Below are 26,572 nucleotides of genomic sequence, written 5' to 3'. Positions count from 1 at the left end.
TAGGATTAAAACTTGAGCTTGAAATGCTCTTTGGCCTGTCCCTTTCTAAAATAAACCAGACCGAACCAAAACAAGTCAATGGTAACAGTTACCTCTGGATGGTTTTTGATGGTTTGCCAGGCCTCTTTCATTTCCTCATTCCAATAGAGCTGGTCAAATAAAAGTATGGTATGTTCGTTTGTCTTTGCTAAACACAAATCGAAAATGTCCAACACAAATGACCTTGAGTTTTTTCCACCTACATAAACAAAGTCCAATGCTTCGGTTATTTCTATTGCCGTTTTAAATTGGTGGATAAGGTCGCCAGATGTAAAAAGGACATTATGCACCCCTATCAGCTCTAAATTTTGTTTGGCTCCTGCGGCAATTTCAGCTGTAGGCACCAAACTAAGCAAATTGGCAGCTGGACAGGCCTTGGCCAAGTAAGCGGTAGTCATTGCATCGCCTGTACCAATTTCAATCAATTGATGAGGTTGATGGTAAGCCGCCAGCCGAAAAACCAATTGCAACAAGCGTGGACTTCTTAGCCCTTTTTTAAGCTGTTCAGCTCCCTTAAGTTGAATTTTATGGTCATTTAAAAGTTTTTTTCGCAACACTTCAATCTCTGCGTATACTTTTTTTGGAGAAAAATCGTAAATTACCTCATCAGCTAGCTTGTAAACGAATGGAGAATGTGTGCCATGTCTGGTTTTGGCCGCAAAGCGATGCTTGAAGTAAGCTGAGATATACTTAAAACCCATGGCCAAAAATAGGCAAACTGAAAATTGTAATTTGCATTTTAATGGAAAATCTTGCAGAAATTGATGCGCTTCTTAAATTATTGGACGATCCTGATGAAGAAATCTATCAGCATGTGCAACAACGCCTGTTAGAGTATGGTAACGAGGCTATCAGTTACTTGGAAAATGCCTGGGAGCAATCACTAGATACCTTATTACAAGAACGTATAGAAAACATTGTACATACCATCCAGTTCAACAATGTAAAGGAAGACCTTAACTTGTGGTACCAAAGTGGTGCCTTTGATCTTTTGCAAGGCGCATTAGTCATTAACCGTTACCAATATCCAGACTTGGATGAACAGGGGGTAATCAACCAGATTGAAGAAATCAAAAGAGAGATTTGGCTTGGCCTGCAATTGGAGATGAGTTCTATTGAAAAAATCAAACTGATCAATCATATTTTTTACAACCAATATGGCTTTAGTGGCAACACCAAAAACCACCACGACCCTCAAAACTCTTATTTAAATCAGGTATTAGAAAGCAAAAAAGGTAATCAGATTTCTTTGGCCATTATATATGCCACGCTTGCGCAAAAGCTCGACATTCCTGTTTATGGCGTTAACCTACCCCAACATTTTATATTGGGCTATATTGATGAAAATAACGCGGAGAAGGAATATGGGGTGTTATTTTATATCAATGCCTTTAACAAGGGAGCAATTTTTGGCAAACATGATGTAGACCAGTTTTTACGTCAGCTCAATCTAGAACCCCAGCCTGGTTTTTATTCGCCTTGCAGCAATACAGAAATCATCCGCCGTGTAATCCGCAATCTGATTTCTGCCTATGAGAACCTAGGGGCAGCAGACAAGGTTGAAGAACTCAAAGAACTACAGAACATTTTGACCGAAAACACCTTATAAAACCAATAGTTGTTAACTATGCTACAGTTCAATCGCTTAATTTCGGATACAATCAGCCTGCTTTTTCCGGAATTATGTAATGCTTGTGGCACAAATCTATATCAAGGCGAAAACGAAATCTGCATCAAATGTTTATACAACCTGCCTTACACAGATTACCATATCTATCCAGAAAATAGAGTTGCGAAACAACTTTGGGGCCGCTTGCCCTGCAATGCAGCCATGGCCATGTTGTATTTTAAAAAAGGTACAAGGGTACAAAACTTGATCCATAGCTTAAAATATAAGGATAAAACAGAAGTTGGGATTAAATTGGGACAATTGTTAGGTACAAGGTTAAAATTGGGCAACCTGTATGATGGGATTGACCTGATCATTCCTGTTCCGCTACATTTTAAAAAAGAAAGACAAAGGGGCTATAACCAAAGTAAGTATATTGCAGATGGAATTGCAGAGACATTGAACATTCCAGTAAGCAGTACCCATTTGTTGCGTAACAGGGAAACAGAGAGCCAAACTAAAAAATCTCGGTATACACGTTATGAAAACATGACATCGGTGTTTTTTATGCGCAATGCCGATGAACTGAAAAACAAACATATTTTACTGGTTGATGATGTGATTACAACCGGGGCCACACTAGAAGCATGTGGTCATTCGTTATTGAACTGTGGAATAAAAAAATTAAGTATTGCTGCCCTTGCTTTTGCAGAATAATAAATAATAGATGAGATTAAAGATACTTTTCATATGTGTAGTTGCCTTTTTCTTTGCTGCTTGCAATAAGGATGAGGATATTACTGCAGATATGAATGCCAAGATATCTTTCTCTACGGATAGTGTACTGTTCGATACCGTATTTACTGCTATTGGATCAACCAGCAGACGTTTAAAGACTCTACAATCGTAATCCAAAGGCCATTAACATCAGCCATATTAAACTAAGTGGTGGAAGTTCGTCTCCATTTAGCTTAAACATCAATGGGCAGGCTGTTACAGAAGCCGACCTGATCAAACTGAACGGAAATGATTCAATCAATGTTTTTGTAAAGGTCAGCATCAACCCTTCTACCCAAAACCTGCCGTTTATTGTACAAGACTCCCTGCTGTTCTACTATAATGGAAATAAACAAAAAATCCCTTTGGTAGCTTACGGCCAAAATGCAATTTTTGTAAACAACAGCAGTATTAAAAGCAATACCGTTTGGAACAGCAAACTGCCTTACATCATCTACAAATCGGTAAGCGTTGAAGAAAACGCCAGCCTAACATTGGAACCCGGGACTAAAATACTCTTCCATAACAATGCCACCATGAGCGTTAAGGGAACTTTGATTGCCAACGGGACAAAAAAAGACAGCATCCTTTTTGCCAGCGATAGATTAGAAAAAATGTATAGTGAGGAGCCAGGTCAGTGGAATGGCATACATTTTTATCCGCAGAGCAAAAACTCTGAAATCAATTATGCAGTAATCAAAAATGGCGTAGCTGGCATTACCGTTGATTCTTTATCCAGTACTAAAAACCCTAAGTTATTGTTAACAAATACCAAGGTTAAAAACATGGAAGTTGTTGGTTTTATTGGTTACCAAACCGAGCTGACAGCGTTTAACAACCTCTTTAGCAATTGCGGTCAATATCTGTTGTATGGTGTTGGTGGTGGAAAATATAACTTAAAACAGAATACCTTTGCTGCACTGAACACAAATTATCCACGTAAAACAGCCGCAGTATATATCTCTGATTTTGTAAGTACTACACAATACGACCATTTAAGCATCGATTTTCAGAACAATATTGTTTGGGGCAACCTAACCAACGAGTTTCAGATTGATAAAAGGACGGCTTCTACTACATTATCCGCTATTGTTAAAAACAATCTGCTTAAAAGTACAGAAAGCACGCTGCTGGGCAATGGCAATATCTTTAATGTAGACCCACTTTTTGTCAATCCTTTAATGGGAAATTTCACATTAAACAAAACGAGCGCTGCCCTTAAGAAAGGAACAGACCTGAGTAATGATACGTATTTCGGCTCTTACCTATCCAAAGACCTTAACAGTAAAGCAAGAATATTCCCCTATGATATAGGCTGTTATGAAAATAAATAAAAAAAATCGAACAAATAAAAAACAAAAGGCAAAGACCTGCGTTTATTATATCGAGAGCGTTAATTTAGATGGTAAGGGTCGGTAACTTGTAATGAATTACCGGCCCTTTACTTTAAAGTAAGTTCCTAAAACAGCCTTGATCCTTCTGGATTAAATGGCTTTAAGATGTGTCCATCCATACCAGATTCTTTAAATTTCCTGTTTTCGTTATGTAGTGTTGAAGCGGTCAACGCAATGATGGGTAGTTTTTTATAATACTCTCCATCCAAGTCCCTGATGATCCTTGTGGTGTCAAACCCGTCTATCCCTGGCATTCTGATATCCATAAACACCAAATCATAAACATTCTCAACAATTTTATTGATGGCCTCTTCACCACTCGAAGCAAAGTCGATCACCAACCCCCATTTACTTAAAAAGCGTTTGGCGATCAAGATATTCACTTCATTGTCATCAACTACCAATATCTTTTTATCGGCAAAACCATTTGGAGATATGACTTTAGGCGTAGTAACTAATTTCGCACCTTTGGATAGGAGATGAAAATTAATAGAAAAAGAAAACTTCGTTCCCTTGCCTTCTGTACTTTCGACATTGATTTCGGATTGGTATAGTTTCAATAGTTTTTTGGTAATGGCCAATCCTAAGCCCGTCCCTCCATATTTTCTGGAAATATCTGTTCTGGCCTGTGTAAAGGTTTCAAAAATATAAGACTGTTTGTCTTTCGGAATACCAATACCCGTATCCATCATCTCGAAATAGATCAGGGCTTCTTTCTTTTCGTTTTCTTGGAGTTTGATCATCAGCTCTACCTTTCCTTTATCCGTAAACTTGATCGCATTCCCTAATAAGTTCACAATGATCTGATAAAGTCTTGTTTTATCACCCAGCAACTGTTCTGGAATTCTGTCATCATAGCTCAAGCTCAAAGAATTGCCTCTTTTGCTAGCGTTTACCTGTAAGGAGTTGATGATATCGACACTTAAAGTGTGTAGATCAAAAGGTACAGTTTCTAATTCCAGGTTTCCTGTTTCAATTTTTGTAAAATCAAGGATATCGTTGATGATATTCAACAGGTTTTCGCCAGAAAACTTTAAAATGTTCAGGTCGTCAATCTGCGAGGGTAATGGGTCGTTTTCCAACAGGAGATGGGTCATTCCAATTACCGCATTCAATGGTGTTCTAATTTCGTGGCTCATCACAGAAAGGAACATCTCTTTGGCCTCACTCAATTGGATAGCCTGTTCCCTTGCCTCTACCATTTCTTTTTCTACCTGCTTGCGCTGTGTAATGTCTATGATTAACTCTACTTGTCGCTCTAATTGCCCTTGGGCATTGATGATGGGTGTGTTGGATGCCGATAGCCAAACTGGTGTACCATCCTTTTTTAAAGCCAGTACTTCAATAGTTGATGCCTGTTTATTAAATGCTTTTCCCCTAGCGGCCAAAATGGTTTCCCTATCTGTTTCTGTAGTGGAGAGCACATCGCCTAAAATCTTACCTCGCAGTTCTTCTAATGAATACCCTGTTAAATCTTCTAAAGCTTTATTTACCCACGTGATCTCACCTTTTTCGTTGGCAATGGTTACACCTGTATTCGATTTGCTGGCCACCAACGATAAAACCTGTAGTTCTTCTTCGGCCTTTTTCTTTTCCGTAATGTCGATGATGATCTCTACCTCTGTTTCTACCTTCCCTTCATCGTTTAATACAACGGTATTATAGATAGACAACCAAATTGGTCGTTTGTCTTTGCGATAAGCCAATAGATCAACCGTGAACGATTGTTTTTGCTGTGTCAATGCCCTGGCGCTTTCAATCAACGACCAATCTGTTTCTGGTCCACTGATCAAGTCCCCCAATGGCTTACCCTGTAGGTCTGCCAAGCTAAAACCTGTTATTTTTTCGAAGGCATCATTTACCCAGGTCACATTGTTATGGGCATCGTTGATCGACCACACCATTATTGACCTTACTGGCTACAAAAGACAATTTGATGAGTTCGCTTTCTACTTTTTTAGTTTCGGTAATGTCCCTACCATAACAATACCATCGGTCGTCTTTGGACACCATGCTCCAGCCAATCCATTTAAATTGGCCAGTTTTGCTCACCAGCCTAAAATCGATGCTAAATTGTTTGACCTTGTTTTTAAGGCCTTGCTCAACCGCATATACAATCCTATTTACATCATCACGATGACAATAGCTCCACATGCTCTGGCCAATGGTTTCTTCTACACTGTATTGAAGCAAATGTGTTACCGCATTATTGATAAATAGGATGGCCCCGCTTCTATCAAGAATACAATGGATTTCTGGCGATACCGTAAAGATATCTATGAACTCTTCAAAACGTTTAGTCTGGGTTTGGAGTTGGGCATTTCTTCTTTTTAAGGTCAATTGGGCAATCACCTGAATGGCTAGGGTTTCAAGTCCCTGACACTGTTGCGGCGTAAGCTCGCGAGGAACAACGTCCAATACACATAAACATCCGAGGGCAAAACCTTCTGCATCTGTGAGGGGTGCGCTTACATAGAACCTAATTTTTGGGTCATTCACCACCATCGGGTGTTGTGCCAAGCGCTCGTCTGTCAAGGTATTCTCTACCACAAAAATGTGGTCGAAGAACATCGTATGCTGGCAGATGATGTCTTGGTCTCGTGGATATTTTTGTTGCTGCACAACAAAACCTATTGCCGATTTGATTACAATCTCGGTTCGGTCAACCAAGGCCACATAGGCAATTGGCGTATGCGCAATCTGCCCAGCTAATTTTACCAGATTGTCTAATTCATGTTCTAACCCTTCTCCCAAAATATCGTAGGAATACAATGCCGCAAGGCGCTGTTCCTCATTTTCAGGAGAAGAGATAGGATTATCGAACATGTTAGCTAAAAGTTATTTATACAAGGGGAAGTTACTAACTAAAGCTTGTACTTTCACCTTTACTTGTGCTAAATTATTTTCATCTTCTGGATTGGTCAACACTTCATCGATCAAAGAAACGATCTGTTCCATTTCACTTTCTTTAAAACCTCTACTTGTAATGGCTGCAGTACCAACACGCATACCAGAAGTCACAAATGGCGATTTATCATCAAAAGGAACCATATTCTTGTTTACGGTGATGTCTGCTTTTTGTAAGGCACTTTCTGCAACCTTACCGGTGATGTTCTTGTTGCGAAGATCGATCAACATCAAGTGGTTATCCGTTCCTCCAGAAATTATTCCGTAACCTTTGGCTACAAAAGCTTTGGCCATTGCTTGCGCATTTGCACCCACCTGTTTGATATAGTTTAGATAATCGTCTGTTAAAGCCTCACCAAAAGCGATAGCTTTAGCTGCGATGATATGTTCTAATGGACCACCTTGTGTACCAGGAAAAACAGCCATATCCAATAAAGACGACATCATTTTTGTTTCTCCTTTTGGTGTTTTCAATCCCCATGGATTTTCGAAATCTTTACCCATCATGATCATTCCACCACGTGGACCACGTAGGGTCTTATGTGTAGTAGTTGTTACAATATGACAATGAGGTAGTGGATTGGCCAATAAGCCTTTTGCAATAAAACCAGCAGGGTGAGAAATATCTGCCAATACCAAAGCACCGATTTGATCCGCTACTTTACGGATAAAAGCATAATCCCACTCTCTAGAGTAAGCTGAGGCACCACAAATGATCAATTTTGGTTTTTCGGCCAAAGCTACTTCTTCAAGTTTAGCATAATCAATCAGTCCATCTTCTTTTTTAACCCCATAAAAATGTGGCTCGTATAATTTACCTGAAAAATTTACCGGAGAACCATGTGTTAAATGTCCACCATGAGAAAGATCAAAACCCAAGATCTTATCGCCTGGCTGGATAACTGCCAACATTACTGCGGCATTGGCCTGTGCACCAGAGTGCGGCTGAACGTTTACCCATGCTGCGCCAAAAAGTTCTTTCGCTCTTTCAATGGCCAAGTTCTCTATCTCATCTACTACCTGACAGCCTCCATAATAACGCTTTCCTGGTAAGCCTTCGGCATATTTATTGGTTAATACAGAACCTGCGGCTTCCATTACCTGTTTGCTCACAAAGTTTTCAGATGCAATTAGTTCAAGACCATGTTCTTGTCTATCTAATTCTTTTTCAATTAAATCAAAAATTAAAGTATCTCGTTTCATTATGGGAATGTTATTTTTTTGGTAAAAATAACTATTTTTTGCTTAATTAAGGACAGATTGGGAGGCCTTTCTGGTGCAAATTCAAAAATGTGGTTATTAACCACATAGACCATCTTATTACCTTACATTTTTGATCAGAAACCTTGTTGCCCCATCTTTTTTTCTGGCTCTCGGCCAAATTAAAAAACAAGGCTAAACACAAGGAAACCTTAAGAATGGGCATTGCTGGCACAATGTGCCGTAAATACCAAAGCAGCAATTAAAATTTGAAACGATTCTTAATAAAAGTATTAAACAAAATACCGTAATTTGTACTTTTAAATATTGCATGGAAGTTAAAACCGGAGCCTTATTAGCTAAAATCAATTACCCAATTGACCTAAGAGGATATGGCGAACAAGATTTAGAGCAAATTTGCCAGGAGTTGCGTCAATATATCATTGATGTTGTGAGTGTTAATGGGGGGCATTTTGGCGCAAGTTTAGGTGTGGTCGAGCTAACCGTAGCACTACATTATGCGTTAAATACACCTTATGATAAACTGGTATGGGATGTTGGGCATCAGGCTTATGGGCATAAGATCCTAACAGGCCGAAGAAGCCAGTTTCACACCAACCGTATCATCAATGGCATTAGCGGTTTCCCAAAGATCAGCGAGAGCGAATATGATACCTTTGGCGTAGGGCACTCTTCTACTTCGATTTCTGCAGCCTTAGGTATGGCGGTAGCTTCTCATTACAAAGGAGAAAAAGACAGACAACATGTTGCAGTAATTGGCGATGGTGCCATGACCGCAGGTTTGGCATTTGAGGGCTTAAACCATGCAGGTATAGAAAACTCCAACTTATTGGTGATCTTGAACGACAACTGTATGTCTATCGATCCCAATGTAGGCGCGCTTAAAGAATATTTAACAAGCATTACCACTTCTAAATCATACAATCGCTTTCGTGATGATGTATCGCATGTATTGAGCAAACTTTCTGAGCTTGGTCCAAATGCACACAAGTATGTTAAAAAGATAGAAAAAAGTATCAAGGGTACTTTACTGAAGCAAAGCAATTTGTTCGAAGCGCTTAACTTTAGATATTTTGGTCCAGTAGATGGCCATGATGTAAAACGTCTGGCTTCGATCATCAAAGATCTTTCTGCTATCCCAGGCCCTAAACTGTTGCATTGCGTAACCGTAAAAGGTAAGGGCTTTGCACTGGCCGAAAAAGACCAGACCAAATGGCATGCACCGGGTTTGTTCGACAAGATTACTGGTGAAATCAAAAAATCAGTACCAGATAAGCCACAACCACCAAAATATCAGGATGTTTTTGGGCATAGTATTGTTGAATTGGCAGAAGCCAATAAAAAAATTGTAGGGATTACCCCTGCCATGCCTTCTGGCTCTTCCTTAAATATTATGATGAAGGCTATGCCAGACCGTGCCTTTGATGTGGGCATTGCCGAACAACACGCCGTTACCTTCTCTGCAGGTTTGGCTACACAAGGCTTGGTTCCATTCTGTAACATCTATTCGAGTTTTATGCAAAGGGCATATGACCAAGTGATTCATGATGTAGCTATACAGAACCTAAATGTAGTTTTTTGTCTAGATAGAGCAGGTTTAGCTGGTGCTGATGGTGCAACCCACCATGGTGCTTACGACTTAGCTTATATGCGTTGTATCCCAAACATGATTGTGGCCTCTCCGATGAACGAAGAGGAATTGCGCAACTTGATGTATACAGCCCAACAAGAAGATATGGGTCCATTTACCATTCGTTACCCGCGTGGAAACGGTGTAATGCCCGATTGGAAACGACCATTCAAGGCATTGGAAATCGGTAAAGGTCGAAAAATATCTGATGGTGAAGATGTAGCTATTCTATCAATTGGTCATGTAGGTAATTTTGCTGTAGAAGCCTGTCAGGAATTGAATAGCGAAGGAATACATCCTGCACATTACGATTTAAGATTTGTTAAGCCTTTAGATGCCGAAATGTTACACGAGGTATTTAAACGCTACTCCAACGTAATTACCATTGAAGATGGCTGTGTACAAGGAGGTATGGGCAGTGCGATACTAGAGTTTATGGCGGACCATAATTATAAGGCAAATGTGGTGCGATTGGGCATACCTGACGAAGTAATTGAGCATGGTGAACAACCTGAGCTTTGGGCAGCATGCCAATACGATACCGCTGCCATTATCAACACCGTAAAGAAATTAGCTGTAAGTAGAACAACCAAAACAATGGCTTCCTAACACCTATTTCATCCTTATTAGAGTTGTTGGTTGGTTCGTTTTTAGTCATGCATTGCGTGTTGGGATGAACCATTAAGCAGTTAAACAATTGAGCAATTAAAACAATAGACCAAGTTGGAAAAGAATGCTAAAGTATATGTTGCTGGACACCGAGGTATGGTTGGTTCGGCAATTTATCGTAAACTACAAAAAGAAGGTTTTACCAATTTGGTAACCAGAACATCTGATGAGCTGGACTTAAGAAACCAACAGGCCGTTGCAGATTTCTTTTTGGCCGAAAAACCTGATTATGTTTTCTTGGCAGCAGCAAAAGTTGGCGGCATTATGGCCAATAACATCTACAGAGCAGATTTTTTGTATGAAAACCTCTCTATCCAAAACAATGTGATCCATCAATCTTATGTAAATGGGGTTAAAAAGCTGATGTTTTTAGGTTCCAGCTGTATTTATCCCAAATTGGCGCTACAACCTCTTAAAGAAGAATACCTACTTACCGGTCTACTAGAAGAAACCAACGAGCCTTATGCCATTGCCAAGATAGCGGGCATTAAGATGTGCGATGCTTATAGAGCTCAATATGGGTGTGATTTCATTTCGGCCATGCCAACCAATCTGTATGGCTATAACGATAATTATCATCCTCAAAACTCACATGTGCTACCCGCCTTGATCAGAAAATTTGACGAAGCCAAAAGAAATGGAGATGCAAATGTTATCATTTGGGGATCAGGTACACCTATGCGTGAGTTTTTATTTGCTGATGACTTGGCCGCGGCCTGTTTCTTTTTGATGCAGAACTATAGCGAACCGCATTTGATCAACGTAGGCACAGGAGAAGATTTGACCATTAAAGACCTGGCTTTATTGATTCAAAAGGTGGTTGGTTTTGAAGGCGAACTGCAATTTGATTCGAGTAAACCAGATGGCACGCCTAGAAAATTAATGGATGTAAGCAAATTACACGCACTGGGATGGAAACATCAAATAGAGCTCGAGGAGGGTCTGAAACTAGCTTACCAAGACTATCTAAGCAAAAGAGCCTAATCATTTACGATTAAGCCTTATTTGATCAAAATTAAACGATAATTAGTTATTGAGCTGGTCTAGCTCTTCAAAGATTGAGTTTTTACTTTTAAACTCAGTTACCAGATCTTTCATGGCAATCACTACACTACGGTCGTTATTTTGCTTGGCCAACGCAATCAGTTCGTAGATCTGGGCCTCTATTTCAGAGAATATATATTGGCGCACCATACCGATCATGATTTTTTCATGGTGTGTAGGCATGGTATTTTCGTGGTCATTCAATAATTCCTCAAAAAGTTTTTCTCCTGGTCTTAATCCAGAATATTGGATTTTGATATCCTGATTAGGAACCAATCCAGCTAATCTGATCATCTTTTTGGCCAGCTCGACGATCTTTACAGATTTACCCATATCAAAGATAAAGATCTCACCTCCCTTGCCCATACAACCTGCTTCCAACACCAAGCGACAAGCTTCTGGAATGGTCATGAAATAACGGGTAATTTCTGGATGTGTTACCGTAACCGGTCCTCCTTTTTCTATCTGCTGTTTAAACCTAGGGATTACAGAGCCGTTAGAACCTAGCACATTTCCAAAACGTGTGGTAATAAATTTGGTGATCGGTTTTACATGGAGATCGTTGATATAACTTAGCCCATTGCTAAAAATAAAATCTTCAGTGCTCAACGAATTGTTTAGAGACTGCACATAAATCTCGGCAATCCGTTTGGAAGCCCCCATGATATTGGTAGGATTAACTGCTTTATCTGTAGAAATCATTACAAACTTCTGTACACCGTGCTTAACAGACAGATCGGCAATGGTTTTGGTACCCATCACATTTGTTTTAATGGCCTCAGAGGGGTTATCTTCCATCAAAGGCACATGTTTGTAAGCCGCAGCATGATAAACATAGTGTGGTTTATAAGTTTCAAAAAGGTGGCTCATCCTTTTTTCGTCTTTTACATCACCTACAAAAGCATGGAAATTGGTATTGTTATAGGTTTCTGTTAATTCAAGGTAAATATGATGTAAGGCCGTTTCCGAATGGTCGCATAAAACAATCAAACCTGTTTCAAAGTTCATCAACTGCCTAACTATTTCACTACCTATAGAACCAGCAGCACCTGTGATGAGTATGCGCTTGTTTTTTAACTGGTTTTGGATACTATGTGTATCAATCTGGATCGGCTTCCTGTTTAATAAATCCTCAATATTGATATGTTGAATCTGTTTGGTATGCAATACACCACCCATCCATAAATCAGCTGGTGGAATGTTCAAGACAATGATATCATGATCCAAACAAATGTCTACAATATGGTTTTTCCGTTCGTTAGGGATACTATAAGAGGCAAAAATAAGTTCATCTACCTGATGTTCTACAATGAGGTCCTCCAGTCTGGAAGCATTTAATATCTTGATTCCATCGATAGTCTTTCCCACTTTCCTTTCATCGTCATCCACAAAGGCAATGATTGTTTTATTAACCTTCGCATCATGGTCGAATGTTCGTTTAGTCGCTATCCCCGCCTCTCCTGCTCCGTATACGATTACCTTCCGTTTATCAAGGGTTAAATTCTTGATGTACATGAAAAAGTATTTGATCAATACCCGATAGGTAATGAGCAATAGAAAGGAGGTCAGTCCATTTACAAACAGCAGTTTATTTGAAATTAAGGGAATATGGGTTGCCGCCAAAAATCCTAGATTAAGGAATACAAAACTCATATTGCTTAGCAATACGGCAAATAAAACCCTAAAAGTATCTTGGGCACTGGTATAACGTATAATACCCGCATACGTTTTAACATTGTAAAATACGACAATATTAAAAAAGGTTAAGATCAGGATGTTTCTACTGAAGGCGACATAATCAATACTTGTGATATCTAAATTATGCGTTAAAAGATGAGCAATGGTCAAAGAAATTATACAAATTCCCAAATCCAACATCAAAATAACCCAACGAGGGACAATATTGATTTTACCTAGCGTCATTCCTTAGTATAAGTTTTATCAAAACTACAAATAATTTAATTGTTATCACTTACAAACACAAGTTGCAATCAAAATAGTTACTTAACTGTAAGTTATGTTTTATATAAAAATAAGCAATTTTCAAGCCAAATGTAATTTTAAAACATGCGCTTTTATTGTAAATTATTTTTCAAGTAGGTGGGAAGCGAACTCTATTTAATCATAAACAGATTCATTATTGCGCAATTTATACTTCAAGAATGATGTATAAACAGTTGATTTATATGGATTTCTAATAAGTTTATTTCAATATAAAAGCAACAACATCTAATATCATTTACAGTATTATTAGATAAGTGTACAAAAGAAAGGACATTTTTAGAATCAATAGTCCTTGATTATAATCTTCTTTTAGATTGGTCTAAACCAATACTTCCGAAATTATAACGTAGACCAAGAGATAGGAAAGAATACCTATCATTAGAATTGCTTTTCAGGTCATAATCTCCATCCATACCATCTTCAAAAGACACTACGGTCTGGTAGTTGACATTAACCATGATACGAGAATATTCTTGCCATCTCCGTTGGATATTTATATTTAAACCCACATTAACGGGCATAAAGATTTCCTTGTTTTTGAAATAGCCTACAGTATGTGGTAGTGTGATATCTACCTTATTGTCAATAGCTCCAAGACCTGCCCCAATATAGAAGCCTTTTAAATTCCTCCAGATAAACGAATCGAGGTGGTCATCATTTAAAAACTGGCCTAATTGCATCCGTCCATTAAAAGCGATTGTCTTATAATTGTTTTCGAAAGATCTTATACCTATTTCCCCACCTTTTAGTTTACCTGCTTGAAATTCGAACCCTAAGTTCATATAAGGTGTAAAATAATAATCTACTACACCTGCATAGGCATAACCCACTCTTTTTTTATCCGAATCGCCGTAGACCAATGTACCCCCAATATTTACGCCTGCACTCCATTTATAGAAATTGCTCTGGGCACTTAAATTAGTTGCAAATAAGAAAAGTATAGAAAAGAATAAAAGTCGTTTCAAAAGGTCTAAGGGTTTTAGCTATAATGCTTATTAAACTAAAATTGGCTCTGTTTATTATCGGCAATCCTCAAAATTGCTGCCAATTCTAATTTTCTGCAAAAATATAACTTTATCCAATCCGATCTGGATTATTTGAAATTAATCTGTTGATGGAAAACTAACAAACTCCACATTCATAAACTTAAGAGGTTTAGGGAACCGTATTAGGTCAATACTTCAATCATCTTCTCCACTATCCTAGTCAGGTCTTTATCACTCAGATTAGACCCTGAAGGCAAGCAAAGTCCATTTTTGAAAAGTTTTTCCGACAACCCATTTCCATAGAAAGGGCTAGCTGCAAATACAGGTTGTAAATGCATGGGTTTCCAAAGTGGTCTACTTTCGATGTTATCTGCAGCTAATACTTCTGCAATTTTCTCTCTAGTAACACCGTTTGTTAGTTTTGGATCTACTAAGATGGTGGTTAACCAACGGTTAGAAAAGTAACCTTCTGGTTCTTTCAAAAAGCTGATTCCTTCAAATTGTTTTAATGCAGTTTGATAAAACTCAAAGTTGGCCCTACGTTTAGCTACCCTTTCATCTAAAACTTCCATTTGTCCTCTACCGATCGCTGCACAAACATTACTCATCCGATAATTGTAACCAATTTCGCTATGTTGGTAGTGAGGTGCATTATCTCTGGCCTGAGTTGCCAAAAACCTCGATTTTGTAATATATGCTTCATTATCTGAAACCAAAGCACCACCACCAGAAGTGGTAATCATCTTATTTCCGTTAAATGATAAAATTCCCATTAGACCAAATGTCCCCATCGGTTTACCATGTAAAGTAGAACCTAAAGCTTCTGCAGCATCTTCAATTACAGGTATGCCATAATTTTGGGCAACAGCATTGATCTGGTCCATTTTTGCAGGCATGCCATATAAATGGACTGGTATGATCGCTTTTGGTTTTTTACCCAATTTAACCCGTTCTTCAATTGCCTGCTTTAATAGCACAGGGCACATATTCCAGGTATCTTCCTCACTGTCTACAAACACTGGAATAGCGCCTAGGTAAGCAATCGGATTGGCACTGGCAGAAAAGGTCATGCTCTGGCAGATCACCTCATCACCTGGTTCAATACCCAACATGATCAGGGCCATGTGTAAAGCTGCGGTACCTGAACTTAAGGCCGCTACATGTTTAGCATGGGTATAAGTTGCCAGATCTTGCTCAAATCCATTTACATGTGGTCCTAAAGGGGCAATCCAATTGGTGTCAAAAGCTTCATTCACGTAGAATTGTTCTTTGGTACCCATGTGTGGGGAAGAGAGCCAGATTTTATCGTTCATCGTTTTTAATCTATCGTATTAAATTTAATTACCCTTCCAGGGTTACCTACTACTACTGCATAATCTGGCACATCTTTTAAAACAACTGCCCCAGCGCCAATGGTAGCCCACTTGCCAATCTTTACACCTTGTATTATACAGGCACCAATACCTACATGCGTACCTTCTCCAACCTCTACATTGCCCGCTAAACCTACCTGTGGAGAGATGTGAACAAAATTAGCAATTTTACAGTCATGGTCAACCGAAGCATTGGTATTTATAATCACATGCTCGCCAATAACCGAATCTATATTGATCGAGCTATTGGCCATGCAAACAGAGCCATTACCTATTTTAACCTTACTTGCTACATAACTGCTAGGATGTATGGCCTTTACTTTGCTTTGTAACAATTGGTTTGCAATCTGTTGACGGATGCGATTATTCCCAACCGCGATTATAAACTGGTCATCCTCAAGGTCAATATAGTTCTTCAAGTTGCCAAGTATGGGATGGTCTAGAAAAAACCCGACCATTGGATTTTCATCCCAAACCCCAGAGATTTGACCTTGATTGGCTAAAATAATATCAGCAATCACCTTGGCATGACCACCAGCACCAATTATATGCATTAGTTTCCAGTAAATTTTTCCATCGTTACCGATGTGGTCGAGGAAATCCCCTCTCTAACCACAACTTTCTTTAAAGTTAATAACAAGATCTTCAAATCTAACAAAAAACTCAAATGATCTACATACCACACATCTAATTTAAACTTTTGTTCCCAGCTAATTGCATTACGGCCATTGATCTGCGCCCAACCTGTAATGCCTGGTTTAACCAAATGCCTACGGCGCTGTTCGGCGCTATACAATGGAAGATATTCGGGCAATAAAGGCCTTGGGCCTATTAAACTCATGTCGCCCTTTAATACATTTAACAATTGGGGAATTTCGTCGAGCGAGCTTCTGCGGATAAAACTACCTACCTTGGTGATCCTTAAATGATCGGACAATAATTTACCTTCCTTATCCTTTTTATCATTCATCGTTTTAAATTTGATGATTTTGAATAGTTGGCCATTTTTACCAGGTCTAACTTGAAAGAAAAAAGGAGTGCCGTTATTGGCAAATATCAAGCAAATACTTACAACAATTATAATTGGGCTGAATAGCAACAATCCAATTAAAGCTGCAAGAAAATCAATAGCTCGTTTGAATACTGTTTTATACATCCGCTTTTAAATTATTATATTCATTCAATAAAGCATTCCACACCACTTTTTGTTCATACCTCGAAGTGACCATTGTTCTTGCATTGGCCTTTAAAGCACTATAAAAAACAGGGTCTTGATACAGCCTCTCCATTGCAGTGTAAAGCAAATCGATGTCTTTTGATGGAACTATTAAACCATTGGCATTTTGTTGTATAATTTCATTACAGCCATTGATATTAGATACAATAGCAGGTAAACCCATTGCTCCTGCCTGCATTACCACATTTGGAAAACCTTCTCTATAGCTGGGAAAAACCAAGGCATTTGCCATAGCAAAATAAGGGCGTACATCGTTTTGCATTCCAACTGTCAGGATACTTGGATTAATTTTGATTTCGTTTAAAGTATCGTCCTCAAGTGGATCCAAATCTGATTCCAAAGGTCCAACAAGTAATAGTTTAAGGCTTGTCTCTTTTTGGTTCAAGATCGAAAATGCTTTGACCAACTCATTAATCCCTTTGTCACCAACCAAACGCCCCACAAACACAAATACAAAATCACTTGGTAGAATACCCAATTCTTGCTTAAGTGTGCTTATACTACCATCCTCAACGCTATCTAAGCTAAAATATGTCGTGTCAATACCATTCGATGAACCATTGGCAATCACCTTTAATTTGTCTGTCTTGGCATAATTATGCTCCACTATAAAATCGTACAAGCCCTTTGAGTTTGGATAGACCTTTGTTGCACATTGATAAGTAAGCCGTTCGACAGCATCGAGGATATTTCTTTTAAGTCCGCTAGCTTCCATAAGGGGCAGACCGGCAACAGTATGCAAACGATAAGGCACAAAAGCAAGCTTAGCAGCCAACATGCCAATGATACCTGCCTTAGGTGTATGTGTATGGACAATGGTAGGTTTTTCTTTTTTAAAGAACCGATACAACTTCCAAAGGGCCTTCAAATCTTTTAAAGGTGTGATTTTTCTGGTAAGGTCCGTATGATATACCTTGACCTTTTCTTTTTGACCAATTTGCTGCAAGTATTTTTCGTCAGAAGAAACTGCAATTACCTCATAGTACTCACTCATAAAATGAAGCTGACCACCTAATAACTTTTCTAAAGAAAGTGGAATAGTTGTAATCCTAATTAGTTTTTCTTTCATCTTATATTTTCACCACACCACTGGGATGTTAATTTTCCATTTTTGCAATAAAACTATCTATCGAACTTTTACTTAAATAAGCATCAAAAAGCGGTCTGTTCTTATTTGTTTCTGATGTACTTAAGGCAGCCAATAGTGCATTTGTCAAGCTGTCAATATCATTTGCGGTACATAGACCAATACCTTTGATCTCTTCAACCCCACCCGCACAATTTGTACATACTATATTGTTATTTAAGGCCATCATCTGAAGCAAAATATTCGGATAACCTTCAATCCTTGAAGATACCACACCAACCGATGCTGCTTTTAAATATGGGAAAGGATTAAACGAATATCCAGGCATTAATACCTTTTCGGTTAATTTATATTGATTTACCAGATTTTCTAATAATCCTCTTTCTGGCCCATCACCCAAAATTAGCAATTTGAGATTGGGATACTGTTCGCTAATCTGGTTAAATGAATGGATCAATATGTCAAAACCTTTTGCACTCACCATCCTTCCCAAACCCACAATGAACTCGCCCTCTATATTGCCAAAATCGGCGGTTAATTCTGCTTTATTAGTGATGTCTATTAAGCTAATTGGGTTTTGTAGTACTTGAATATTATTTGTTTTTAACGAAGGTACATGTGTTATCAATTGTTGTTGCATCAACTTTGTTTGACAAATGATCAAATCGCTATTGTGATACCCAATCTTATAAAATAATTTATAGGTCCATAGCCTCCATCCTTTAAACCTTAAAAAAATGGTTGTTGACTCCCGAACAATTAATTTTGAGGTTTTGTACCACCTTAATGAGCGTAAAAAACCTAAAAGCCCATTTATATAAACTTGGCTACTGAATACCAAATGAAACTTTTTATTAAAAGTATATAAAGAGAGTAACATAAAACCGACAAATACATTCGAGGTTTTGAAATAACGGATTTTGCCTTTAAAATCCTTCCATCCATTTTTAGTTGATTCCCTTGTTAAGCAAATTACCTGTACCTCTTTTTGCGCAAGTTGATAGTGGATGGCAAGCTGTTTGATGATTTGTTCAGCTCCACCCATTTCATCAGTTGGCACTATAAAAAGTAAGGTCTTATCCATTCTTAAAGCGATTTAAAAAACGTTTGGTACGTTTCAATAATTTTCTTTGCATTAAACTTATCAACTACAAAGGTTACCACCTTATCATTATCAATTGACCTTAACTTTTCTACATCATTTAATAACACTGCAAAATCATCTTCATCTTTAACAACAAAGCCATTTACACCATTATCAACAATCTCTTTTGTACCGCCTACTGCATCAAAAGCAATAACTGGCGTGCCTACAGTACAACTCTCTAATAATGCATTTGGGAACCCCTCTACAAACGATCCTTGGATAAAATAATCACATTTGGCTACTTCTTCTAAAACGTTCGCCGTATATGGAGTATAGGTAATCTTATCAGCAATTCCCAATTCTTTACTTTTGGTCTCAATCAATTCTTTTAATGGCCCCGAACCAATAACATGATAGCTAAAGTTATATTTTTTTATTTTCGCAAGCCCATTTAAAATCCTAAGATGCCCTTTCTCGACACTTAGTCTTCCAACGGTAACAAAATGTAGTTCATCATCTTTCCTTTTGTGCCTTATTAAATCAATATGTGCTGTAATCGGGTTATTGATCAATTTCAATTTAGCTTTATCTATGCCTAATTTTTGATAAAAATCAATCACCATATCATTAGATTGACAGATTATGGCATCTAGTTTGGTATAAAACAGTTTCATTAAAGAAACCATTGTGTTAGATCTTCCCGTGGCAAACTCATTCATTTTAGTCACTACACTTGCTTCTCTACCCACGAATTTTGTTCGTCTAAAGAAAAAACTGAAAAAGCCTAACAAGATGTTTACATGAGAAATAGAACCTAAAACAATGAGCGGCCTTTTATTTTCTTTCCAAAGTTTTAGAAACAAAGTCGGGATGGCTGAAACAAGTCTAGGTTTATTTAAAAACTCGACTTCTATCTGATCTACCTTATACACCGCATCTTTCTCAAAACCTAAAATGAGCAGTTTGGCCTCAAACTCATTTGGATTTAATTGTTGTGCGATAAATGAAATGACGCGTTCTGCTCCCCCAGCTCTTAGACTCGGTAAAATAAATAAGACCCTCGTTTTATTCCCCATTTATTTTTTATAAAAACCAAATTCTTGGTACCATTTTGACAACACATATACCCTCCATATAAATGAGGCATATTCTCCTTTACCTTCTAAATGCAGTTTGAACATCTTTTTAAATTTGTCTATATCCAAATTCGGCACTTTATTTAAAAAGTCATCACTTAGGTTCTCTTCAAATTCCTTTCTTAACTCTTTTCGTATCCAACCACCTAATGGAACTGAAAAGCCTTTTTTGGGTTGGTTAAATACTTCTTCAGGGATGTATTTTTTTAAGATGTCTCTTACAATCTTCTTTTTTAATCCGTTATCGTATCGGTAAACTACTGGTAGGTTTCTTGCAAACTCAATAATCCGATAATCCAAGAATGGGCTCCTTACTTCAACGGAGTAGGCCATACTGGCCCTATCCACCTTGACATTACTGTCGTTCTCTAACCATAATTTTATATTTAGGTCAGCAGTAGCCTGCATCGGATTACCTATTACCTTCTTATAACCCTGGTAGTGAGACAACCAGTTTAAATTTCTTTTCTTTAAAATTGAAATATACCCTGTAAAGATCCCCGCAATAAATTGGTGTTCGGATTTAGTTTTAAGTATATTTTTTAGTGGTTCTGTTCTGGCACCTAATACATTAAATCTCAAGAAATTTGACCCAAGGTATCTTAAAGCATAAGGTATTTTGGATAGTTTCTTGAATTTAGCCACCCAATCAAAGTTATGGTAACCCAAGAAACTTTCATCTCCGCCGTCACCAGACAATGCCATTGTAACATACTGCTTGGTGATCTTGTTCAGTAGCAATGAAGGCAATGCCGAACTATCTCCAAATGGCTCATCATATACTTCCACTAATTTAGGAATCATCTCTAGAATGTCCTCTGGTTTACAAATGGTTTCAGTATGTTGAGACTTGATAATCTTTGCATATTGTGCAGCTACTTTACTCTCATCATATTTTGGATCGTCAAAACCTATAGAAAATGTTTTGATGGGTTCTTTTGAGATATCAGCAGCAATACTAGATATCAATGCTGAATCAATCCCTCCTGACAGGAAAGAGCCAAAAGGCACGTCTGACTGTAGCCTGATTTTTACAGCGTCTTTTAACAATTCATGTAGTTGTTCTTTAGCTTCCTCGTATGATAGTCCCTCATCTTTTATCTCCTTAAAGTCCCAATACTGCTTGATGCTAAACTTTTTGGTGGTCAGATCAATTTCTAGATTGTTGCCTGGGGGCAATTTGTAAATATCTTTAAATATGGTATAAGGGCTCGGCACATAAGTACAATCGAGATATATAGATACCGCTTCTTCATTGATTTGCTTTCCCTCATGAATTGGTCTAAGTTGACTACAAATCTCAAAATCACCGTCTTTCCAATAATAATAAAATGGCTTAACGCCAAGACGATCTCTTGAACAGAATATTTTTTTGGTTGTGGCATTATAAATGGAAAAAGCAAACATTCCATTCAATTTTGGAACAATTCCTTCACCCCATTCTTTGTATCCTTTCAATAGTACTTCTGTATCTCCAGAGGTGGTAAAATGATAACCAAGTGCTTTTAGTTCCTCTCTAATTGAATCAAAATTATAGATTTCTCCATTAAAGACAATCGTTAGGTCTTCAAATTGCATAGGCTGATTAGATCTCAAATCAAGATCAATAATGGCCAGTCTTAAATGACCAAATGTGATATTGTCAACCTTTTTGATTCCTGTATAATCTGGACCTCTGAATTTGATGGTCTCTAATTTAATTTTTACCTCTTCTTCTTCAAAGGGGATGTTTGTTAAGTAAATACCACACATTATGCTAAATATTTTTTAAATGAATTATCTATTACCTTTTCAATCCGTCTTTGATAATCCAAACTTTTATCCATGTCTTTATCCGACACATAATTTTCCATTACTTCTTTTTTATACTGGTCGTAATTACCAATAATTTTGGCTGGGTTACCGCCAATGATCACACCAGAGGGAACAGATTTGGTTACTACACTACCTGCTGCCACGATCACATTATCGTCTATCTTTACGCCGGGCATAATGATCGAGTTTACTCCTATAAAAACATTATTGCCAATTTCTACTCTCCTATATAAATAGCGTCTCCCGTTTTCATCATTCATTAACCAAGTAGAGCCATCATGGGTTAACAATACTACTCCGCTGGTTATCGTTACCTTATTGCCTACAGTTATCATCCAAGGTTCTGAGCCAAAACTAGTGGTATAGTACCTACAGCCCTCTCCTACTTTTACACCTTTATACCTTGCATACTCCACCCCAGATTTTGTAACCCGGTTAAAAAGTTCTTTTAAGAGTCTAATATATTTCATGGCCTTATTGTTTTATATTTTTTCTTATCCTTTTTATAGTTCTTACCAAAGAAATCTTTTGCTGATAAATTATATCTACAAGTGATCTGCGTCGGCTATAGAACTCCTTATAAATTTCATCTATTGAACCTATACAATTAGCTTGGTTCTTTAGCAGAAATTCTTCCAACCGCTTAAATTGATCTTCTACCATTGTATTTGGATGGTAACAGATAGTCCATACACCCTCTTCCTTTTCAATGGGTCCCCACAATTGCGAAGGCACCCATAAAAAACCTAAATCTTGATATGGATAAACTGAAAAACCATCTGATATGATATCGATCTGGGTATGCTCTTTTAACGCTTTTAGCGTATGTTTATCAAAAGAATGACCGGGTGCTACCCAAATTCTTGGTTTTATGCCAATCTCGTTAAATACCTTACAGCCAGCAATCGATCTTTTCTTTTTGAATAGGATAAACTACACCTGCAAACTCACTAAATTTGTTGATACCTACTAAACCACTATCGGTTGTAGTGTATACATGGTTGTAGCCATGTAATGCAATAGCATAACCTAATTCATTCCATTTGATCACTTCATTCCAAAAGTCATGTCGGGGCGCATCAACTACATTGTTTGGGTCTTCGTTGTTTGGAATAACTGCAATAATTGGTTTTACGTTATATTTTTTAAAAATATTAATTACCCTTGCCCATTTTTTGTGGTCCATTGTTGGGCATGCATCATCTAATCTAAAAAGATACCTAACCATTTTTTTGCCCCCCATTTTCCTTTAGTACTTTTTGTAGGTTCTGCTCCCACTCGTTGGTGATATTCTCTATTGAATATTTTGCCAAGCCATCATGCGCATTGGCAGCACATTGACCATGCAATTCATATCTTTTCATTACATCCGACAGGAGCATTTCTAATTTTGCCACATCATTTGGTCCATATAAAAACCCATTTGTACCATCCTCAATAATTTCTTCAACAGCTTTTGAATAGTTGCTACTGATTACGATGTTATTAAAATTCATCGCTTCCAGTAGTACATTTGGAAAGCCTTCTGATAAAGAGGGTAGCACAAATATTTTTGCTTTTTGATAAAACGATTCGGTATCTGTTTGTTGTCCGAAAAAAACAATCCTCTCTTTAGCAATCAAATCGCCCGAAAGTTGAAGCAAACTTTCCTTTTCAGGTCCATCGCCAACAATCCACAATTGAAATGTTGGATTTAATGCAGATATATTTTTAAAAGCCTGGATCAGGTTTTTTACTTGTTTCTCTTTTGAAAGTCGCCCAACAAACAATACTACATCCTGTTTTGGTATATCTTGTTTTGGTTCAATCGATATTGGGTTTGAGATCACTACATTTCTCTTGGCAACAATCTTATTCGCTATCCCGAGGTCGGCTGCATTTTGAGACTGAAAGACCAATAAATCTGCATATTTATAGGTTAGTTTCCTCATGTTGAACCAAAATTTGGAAATCTTGTTTGTAAACAAGGCACTTCTTTCTGAAATCAGAACCGAGATACCTAATTTTCTGGAAGCCAATATGGCCAGTATATTATTGGTGATAATAAAACTGATCACAACCGTTGGCTTTCTCTCTTTTAATACGCTCATTAAGGCCTTTATCCTAACCAGATTAAAGTATAGGTTGTTCTTATATTTTTCCTTAACATACTGCAGATTTAAAGGGATATGTTTAACCTTAGCCTCTAAAGTATAAAATGGGGTACTGTCTTCCCATGTTAAAATTTCAACATCGTATTTTTTAGAAAAACTATTTGCCAGCAACGAAACGACACGCTCTGCACCGCCAGATCTTAGGCTACTGATTAGAAAGCAGATTTTCATTTTGTTTTTTTCTAACATTATAGTAAGTGTAGACCAAGATTAAAAAATACTCATGTAATACATTGTGGGATGCAAACCCCCAAACAAAGAATACAATAAACAAGAGGACACCATTAAAATCCTTTCTTTTGTGTATAAATAAATAGTAAATAAATATAGGGTAGATGAACAGACCCAGAATACCAAAATCTACACCAAAGGCAAGATAGATATTGTGTGTTTCCAATACATTCTGATTATATGGAATATTACGATAAGCCCCTAAACCATAACCAAATATTGGGCTATCCAAAATCATTTCGAACGCCTGTTTTGCAACATATCCTCGGCTATCATCTTCAATGTTTTCGACGATACTCGTTTTACTCTCAAATAAGTCGGTAACCAAACTGTATCTATTTAGGCCAACATCATTACTACTGAATGTATTGGCCATTTTATCTATCAGAATTGGCGCTAACAGGGCAGTAACGATAATTGTTAAAGTGATAATAAATAGTTGTTTTTTGTTTTTGATGAAATAAAATAGGAATACGATAAGGCTAATGGCAATGCCCGCTCTAGAAAGCGTTAAGAAAATGCCTAATGCAACAAATACCAGATATAGCATTTTCAATTTTTGATTTTTTACATAATCAATCCCTATCAATCCAAAACATAACAAGGCAATAGCTGATGAATTTGGATTGATATAGAGGCCAGAAGACTTACCCACAACTTTCATGAATGAGGTTGGTGTAAAAAATTCATAAATATTGAAAAAGACGGCAAAGATGGAACAGTAGAAAATGATCTTCGGTATGCGGTCATAAACATATTTATTCTGCAATAAAATGGATAGTGATATGATCAGGATGATTGAATAAATCTGTGTTCTTATCAAGTTTAATGCATCCTCTGGAAATGTTGTTAATATCAAGCCAGCAAAGAACAGCACCAATATAAATAGGTAGAATTTGGTCAGGTAATTGAATGTAAGTTTCCTTTTGAAAAAATTAAATTCAAGTAAAGCCACTACAGCAGTGAAAATAATAAATATCCGCGGCTGTATAGTAATGATCTCTGCATGGCTAACAAATATGATTGCATTAGTTGCGATAATCAATATAGAGATGATATTTAGATATCGAAGTAAATTTTTCATCAAATTTCAATTGTTACAATATCCTTTTTACTGGCTATTTCTTTATATATTTCTATAATATTTATCTTATTTACATTTTCAACAAGCTGATCATCAGGAATTCTTATCGCCTCCACTTGAATATCAGCTGGAATAATTTTGGTCAGGTTAAATAATGCCGAAGTAAAACAGGATACAATTTTTTTTGGCGCATATGCTGTTTGCCCCAAATAATATTCAAAGGGAACACTAATCGTTCTGATCCTCAAATTGCAATTCTTTTTGAACCTTATTCACAACTTCAAGTGTCTCATTTCTATGGGGAAAATAAACAAATTGTTCTGCCCCGTAAATCTCAACAATCTTTCTTATCAATACTTCAAAATAATCAATATCTATGGCATTTGGTAAAGATTCTGCTAATGGGCTTCCTAAAAAGAAAACTTTATCTGTTTTTGCTTTCACCTCAATTTGTGTTCCAAGAAATGTCAATTCATTTTTTATAACTTGATCAAATGGGTTTACTTTAAGGTCAAATACCGTAAAAAAGGTAATAGATGGGATACCATTGTCTTTAAGTCCGAGCAAATATTTTAAATAGAGTTTATAATCAGCCTTAAGCCTACCATTATAAAGTAAGGTCTTTTTAAAGTTCCTGTCTTTTTCATTTATCCTAACACTATTGGTCGACATCGTCATGGTACCATCATCAACAAGCACAAATTCTTTATATTTTACCTTATTAGCAAAATGTAAAATCAACTCGTGTGTATAATAACCCGACAACAAGTAATCAATCTGTCCTATTCTTGCTGCTAATTTGTTGATCCTATTTAATGCTTGTCTAAAACTAATATACCTTTTTAATCTACCTTGACGAAATAGACCTATCAATTTGCCATTCTTCAGTTCATAATTCAGAAAGATGACTTCTGCCCATTGGTTTTCATCAAGCATTCCCTTGATCTGTTCTAAATTTTTATCCCAAATGGTAGTCAACACCAAAATAGATTGATCTTTTTTATTCCAAGATGATTTTGCGCTTCTAATGCATTGATATAACTCAAAGGCGTCTCGACTAAAAAAACACTTTTCATAGCACTACTTTGC

At 37.3% G+C, this 26,572-nt stretch carries 25 protein-coding genes and 1 pseudogene; 6 read left to right on the top strand and 20 right to left on the bottom strand.

Annotated features, from left to right (window positions below; genetic code table 11):
• Positions 1-5: 5 nt before the first annotated feature.
• Positions 6-740 carry an SAM-dependent methyltransferase gene (locus ACFJIZ_RS20220; protein WP_379088304.1) on the bottom strand — a complete coding sequence of 245 codons (735 nt, stop codon included), beginning with the start codon at positions 738-740 and terminating at the stop codon, positions 6-8.
• Positions 741-781: 41 nt separating this feature from the next.
• On the opposite strand from ACFJIZ_RS20220, the gene ACFJIZ_RS20215 reads away from it, so the two are divergent.
• From ACFJIZ_RS20215 to ACFJIZ_RS20200, 4 genes are all read left to right on the top strand, one after another.
• Positions 782-1,648, top strand: coding sequence for a transglutaminase-like domain-containing protein (locus ACFJIZ_RS20215; protein ID WP_379088301.1), 867 nt, complete (start codon positions 782-784; stop codon positions 1,646-1,648).
• 18 nt (positions 1,649-1,666) lie between these two features.
• Entirely contained in the window at positions 1,667-2,365 is a 699-nt protein-coding gene (locus tag ACFJIZ_RS20210; RefSeq protein WP_379088298.1) for a ComF family protein, read from the top strand.
• Positions 2,366-2,375: 10 nt separating this feature from the next.
• Positions 2,376-2,558 (top strand): hypothetical protein, encoded by a 183-nt coding sequence (locus ACFJIZ_RS20205; protein WP_379088297.1) that lies wholly within the window; start codon positions 2,376-2,378, stop codon positions 2,556-2,558.
• Between the two features lie 232 nt (positions 2,559-2,790).
• Entirely contained in the window at positions 2,791-3,759 is a 969-nt protein-coding gene (locus tag ACFJIZ_RS20200) for a hypothetical protein (protein WP_379088295.1), read from the top strand.
• A gap of 125 nt (positions 3,760-3,884) precedes the next feature.
• Here ACFJIZ_RS20200 and ACFJIZ_RS20195 read toward each other — a convergent pair whose 3' ends face one another.
• From ACFJIZ_RS20195 to glyA, 3 genes are read right to left on the bottom strand one after another with little or no spacing between them, the layout of a single operon-like run.
• Positions 3,885-5,723: a PAS domain S-box protein gene (locus ACFJIZ_RS20195; RefSeq protein WP_379088292.1), complete on the bottom strand. Its 1,839-nt coding sequence runs from the start codon at positions 5,721-5,723 to the stop codon at positions 3,885-3,887.
• Positions 5,695-6,645, bottom strand: coding sequence for a GAF domain-containing protein (locus ACFJIZ_RS20190; RefSeq protein ID WP_379088289.1), 951 nt, complete (start codon positions 6,643-6,645; stop codon positions 5,695-5,697). Before ACFJIZ_RS20190 ends, ACFJIZ_RS20195 begins: the two co-directional genes overlap by 29 nt.
• Positions 6,646-6,657: 12 nt before the next feature.
• A complete protein-coding gene (gene glyA, locus ACFJIZ_RS20185; RefSeq protein WP_379088286.1) occupies positions 6,658-7,929 on the bottom strand; it encodes a serine hydroxymethyltransferase in 1,272 nt (423 codons plus the stop codon).
• Between the two features lie 328 nt (positions 7,930-8,257).
• Here glyA and dxs point away from each other — a divergent pair, with 328 nt between their 5' ends.
• Positions 8,258-10,186 (top strand): 1-deoxy-D-xylulose-5-phosphate synthase, encoded by a 1,929-nt coding sequence (gene dxs, locus ACFJIZ_RS20180; RefSeq protein ID WP_379088283.1) that lies wholly within the window; start codon positions 8,258-8,260, stop codon positions 10,184-10,186.
• Between the two features lie 114 nt (positions 10,187-10,300).
• Positions 10,301-11,230 (top strand): GDP-L-fucose synthase family protein, encoded by a 930-nt coding sequence (locus ACFJIZ_RS20175; protein ID WP_379088280.1) that lies wholly within the window; start codon positions 10,301-10,303, stop codon positions 11,228-11,230.
• Positions 11,231-11,272: 42 nt separating this feature from the next.
• On the opposite strand, the gene ACFJIZ_RS20170 is transcribed toward ACFJIZ_RS20175, so the two are convergent.
• From ACFJIZ_RS20170 to ACFJIZ_RS20095, 16 genes and pseudogenes are all read right to left on the bottom strand, one after another.
• Positions 11,273-13,213: a polysaccharide biosynthesis protein gene (locus ACFJIZ_RS20170; RefSeq protein WP_379088278.1), complete on the bottom strand. Its 1,941-nt coding sequence runs from the start codon at positions 13,211-13,213 to the stop codon at positions 11,273-11,275.
• A 377-nt stretch (positions 13,214-13,590) separates the two neighbouring features.
• Positions 13,591-14,259 carry an outer membrane beta-barrel protein gene (locus ACFJIZ_RS20165; RefSeq protein ID WP_379088275.1) on the bottom strand — a complete coding sequence of 223 codons (669 nt, stop codon included), beginning with the start codon at positions 14,257-14,259 and terminating at the stop codon, positions 13,591-13,593.
• A 203-nt stretch (positions 14,260-14,462) separates the two neighbouring features.
• A complete protein-coding gene (locus tag ACFJIZ_RS20160; protein ID WP_379088272.1) occupies positions 14,463-15,593 on the bottom strand; it encodes a DegT/DnrJ/EryC1/StrS family aminotransferase in 1,131 nt (376 codons plus the stop codon).
• Positions 15,594-15,598: 5 nt separating this feature from the next.
• Positions 15,599-16,207, bottom strand: coding sequence for an acetyltransferase (locus ACFJIZ_RS20155; RefSeq protein WP_379088269.1), 609 nt, complete (start codon positions 16,205-16,207; stop codon positions 15,599-15,601).
• A complete protein-coding gene (locus ACFJIZ_RS20150; protein WP_379088266.1) occupies positions 16,207-16,809 on the bottom strand; it encodes a sugar transferase in 603 nt (200 codons plus the stop codon). The genes ACFJIZ_RS20155 and ACFJIZ_RS20150 overlap by 1 nt, the downstream gene beginning before the upstream one ends.
• Complete coding sequence (locus ACFJIZ_RS20145) at positions 16,802-17,959, bottom strand: glycosyltransferase family 4 protein (protein WP_379088263.1); 1,158 nt, start codon at positions 17,957-17,959, stop codon at positions 16,802-16,804. Before ACFJIZ_RS20145 ends, ACFJIZ_RS20150 begins: the two co-directional genes overlap by 8 nt.
• Before the next feature lie 28 nt (positions 17,960-17,987).
• The gene (locus ACFJIZ_RS20140; protein WP_379088260.1) at positions 17,988-19,061 is read right to left on the bottom strand and encodes a glycosyltransferase; all 1,074 of its coding nucleotides are present in this window, start codon (positions 19,059-19,061) and stop codon (positions 17,988-17,990) included.
• A 2-nt stretch (positions 19,062-19,063) separates the two neighbouring features.
• Positions 19,064-20,140, bottom strand: coding sequence for a glycosyltransferase (locus ACFJIZ_RS20135; RefSeq protein ID WP_379088257.1), 1,077 nt, complete (start codon positions 20,138-20,140; stop codon positions 19,064-19,066).
• The gene (gene asnB / locus ACFJIZ_RS20130; RefSeq protein WP_379088254.1) at positions 20,141-21,952 is read right to left on the bottom strand and encodes an asparagine synthase (glutamine-hydrolyzing); all 1,812 of its coding nucleotides are present in this window, start codon (positions 21,950-21,952) and stop codon (positions 20,141-20,143) included.
• Between the two features lie 131 nt (positions 21,953-22,083).
• A pseudogene (locus ACFJIZ_RS20125) lies at positions 22,084-22,230 on the bottom strand (DapH/DapD/GlmU-related protein); the annotation flags it as partial.
• A gap of 259 nt (positions 22,231-22,489) precedes the next feature.
• On the bottom strand, positions 22,490-22,876 hold the full coding sequence (locus ACFJIZ_RS20120) for a DUF2334 domain-containing protein (RefSeq protein WP_379094155.1): 387 nt from the start codon (positions 22,874-22,876) through the stop codon (positions 22,490-22,492).
• Positions 22,877-22,907: 31 nt separating this feature from the next.
• Positions 22,908-23,243 (bottom strand): DUF2334 domain-containing protein, encoded by a 336-nt coding sequence (locus ACFJIZ_RS20115; RefSeq protein ID WP_379088251.1) that lies wholly within the window; start codon positions 23,241-23,243, stop codon positions 22,908-22,910.
• Positions 23,236-24,339, bottom strand: a complete 1,104-nt coding sequence (locus tag ACFJIZ_RS20110; RefSeq protein WP_379088248.1) for a glycosyltransferase — start codon at positions 24,337-24,339, stop codon at positions 23,236-23,238. Before ACFJIZ_RS20110 ends, ACFJIZ_RS20115 begins: the two co-directional genes overlap by 8 nt.
• Positions 24,314-25,483 (bottom strand): O-antigen ligase family protein, encoded by a 1,170-nt coding sequence (locus tag ACFJIZ_RS20105; protein WP_379088245.1) that lies wholly within the window; start codon positions 25,481-25,483, stop codon positions 24,314-24,316. Before ACFJIZ_RS20105 ends, ACFJIZ_RS20110 begins: the two co-directional genes overlap by 26 nt.
• Positions 25,483-25,731, bottom strand: a complete 249-nt coding sequence (locus ACFJIZ_RS20100; protein ID WP_379088242.1) for a hypothetical protein — start codon at positions 25,729-25,731, stop codon at positions 25,483-25,485. The genes ACFJIZ_RS20105 and ACFJIZ_RS20100 overlap by 1 nt, the downstream gene beginning before the upstream one ends.
• Complete coding sequence (locus ACFJIZ_RS20095) at positions 25,712-26,512, bottom strand: polysialyltransferase family glycosyltransferase (RefSeq protein WP_379094152.1); 801 nt, start codon at positions 26,510-26,512, stop codon at positions 25,712-25,714. The genes ACFJIZ_RS20100 and ACFJIZ_RS20095 overlap by 20 nt, the downstream gene beginning before the upstream one ends.
• Positions 26,513-26,572 lie beyond the last annotated feature (60 nt).

This window comes from Pedobacter sp. UC225_65 (genome assembly GCF_042698365.1).
Lineage (GTDB): Bacteria > Bacteroidota > Bacteroidia > Sphingobacteriales > Sphingobacteriaceae > Pedobacter.
Note: the sequence above shows the minus strand (reverse complement) of the source record. Positions and strands in the feature narration are given on the sequence as shown.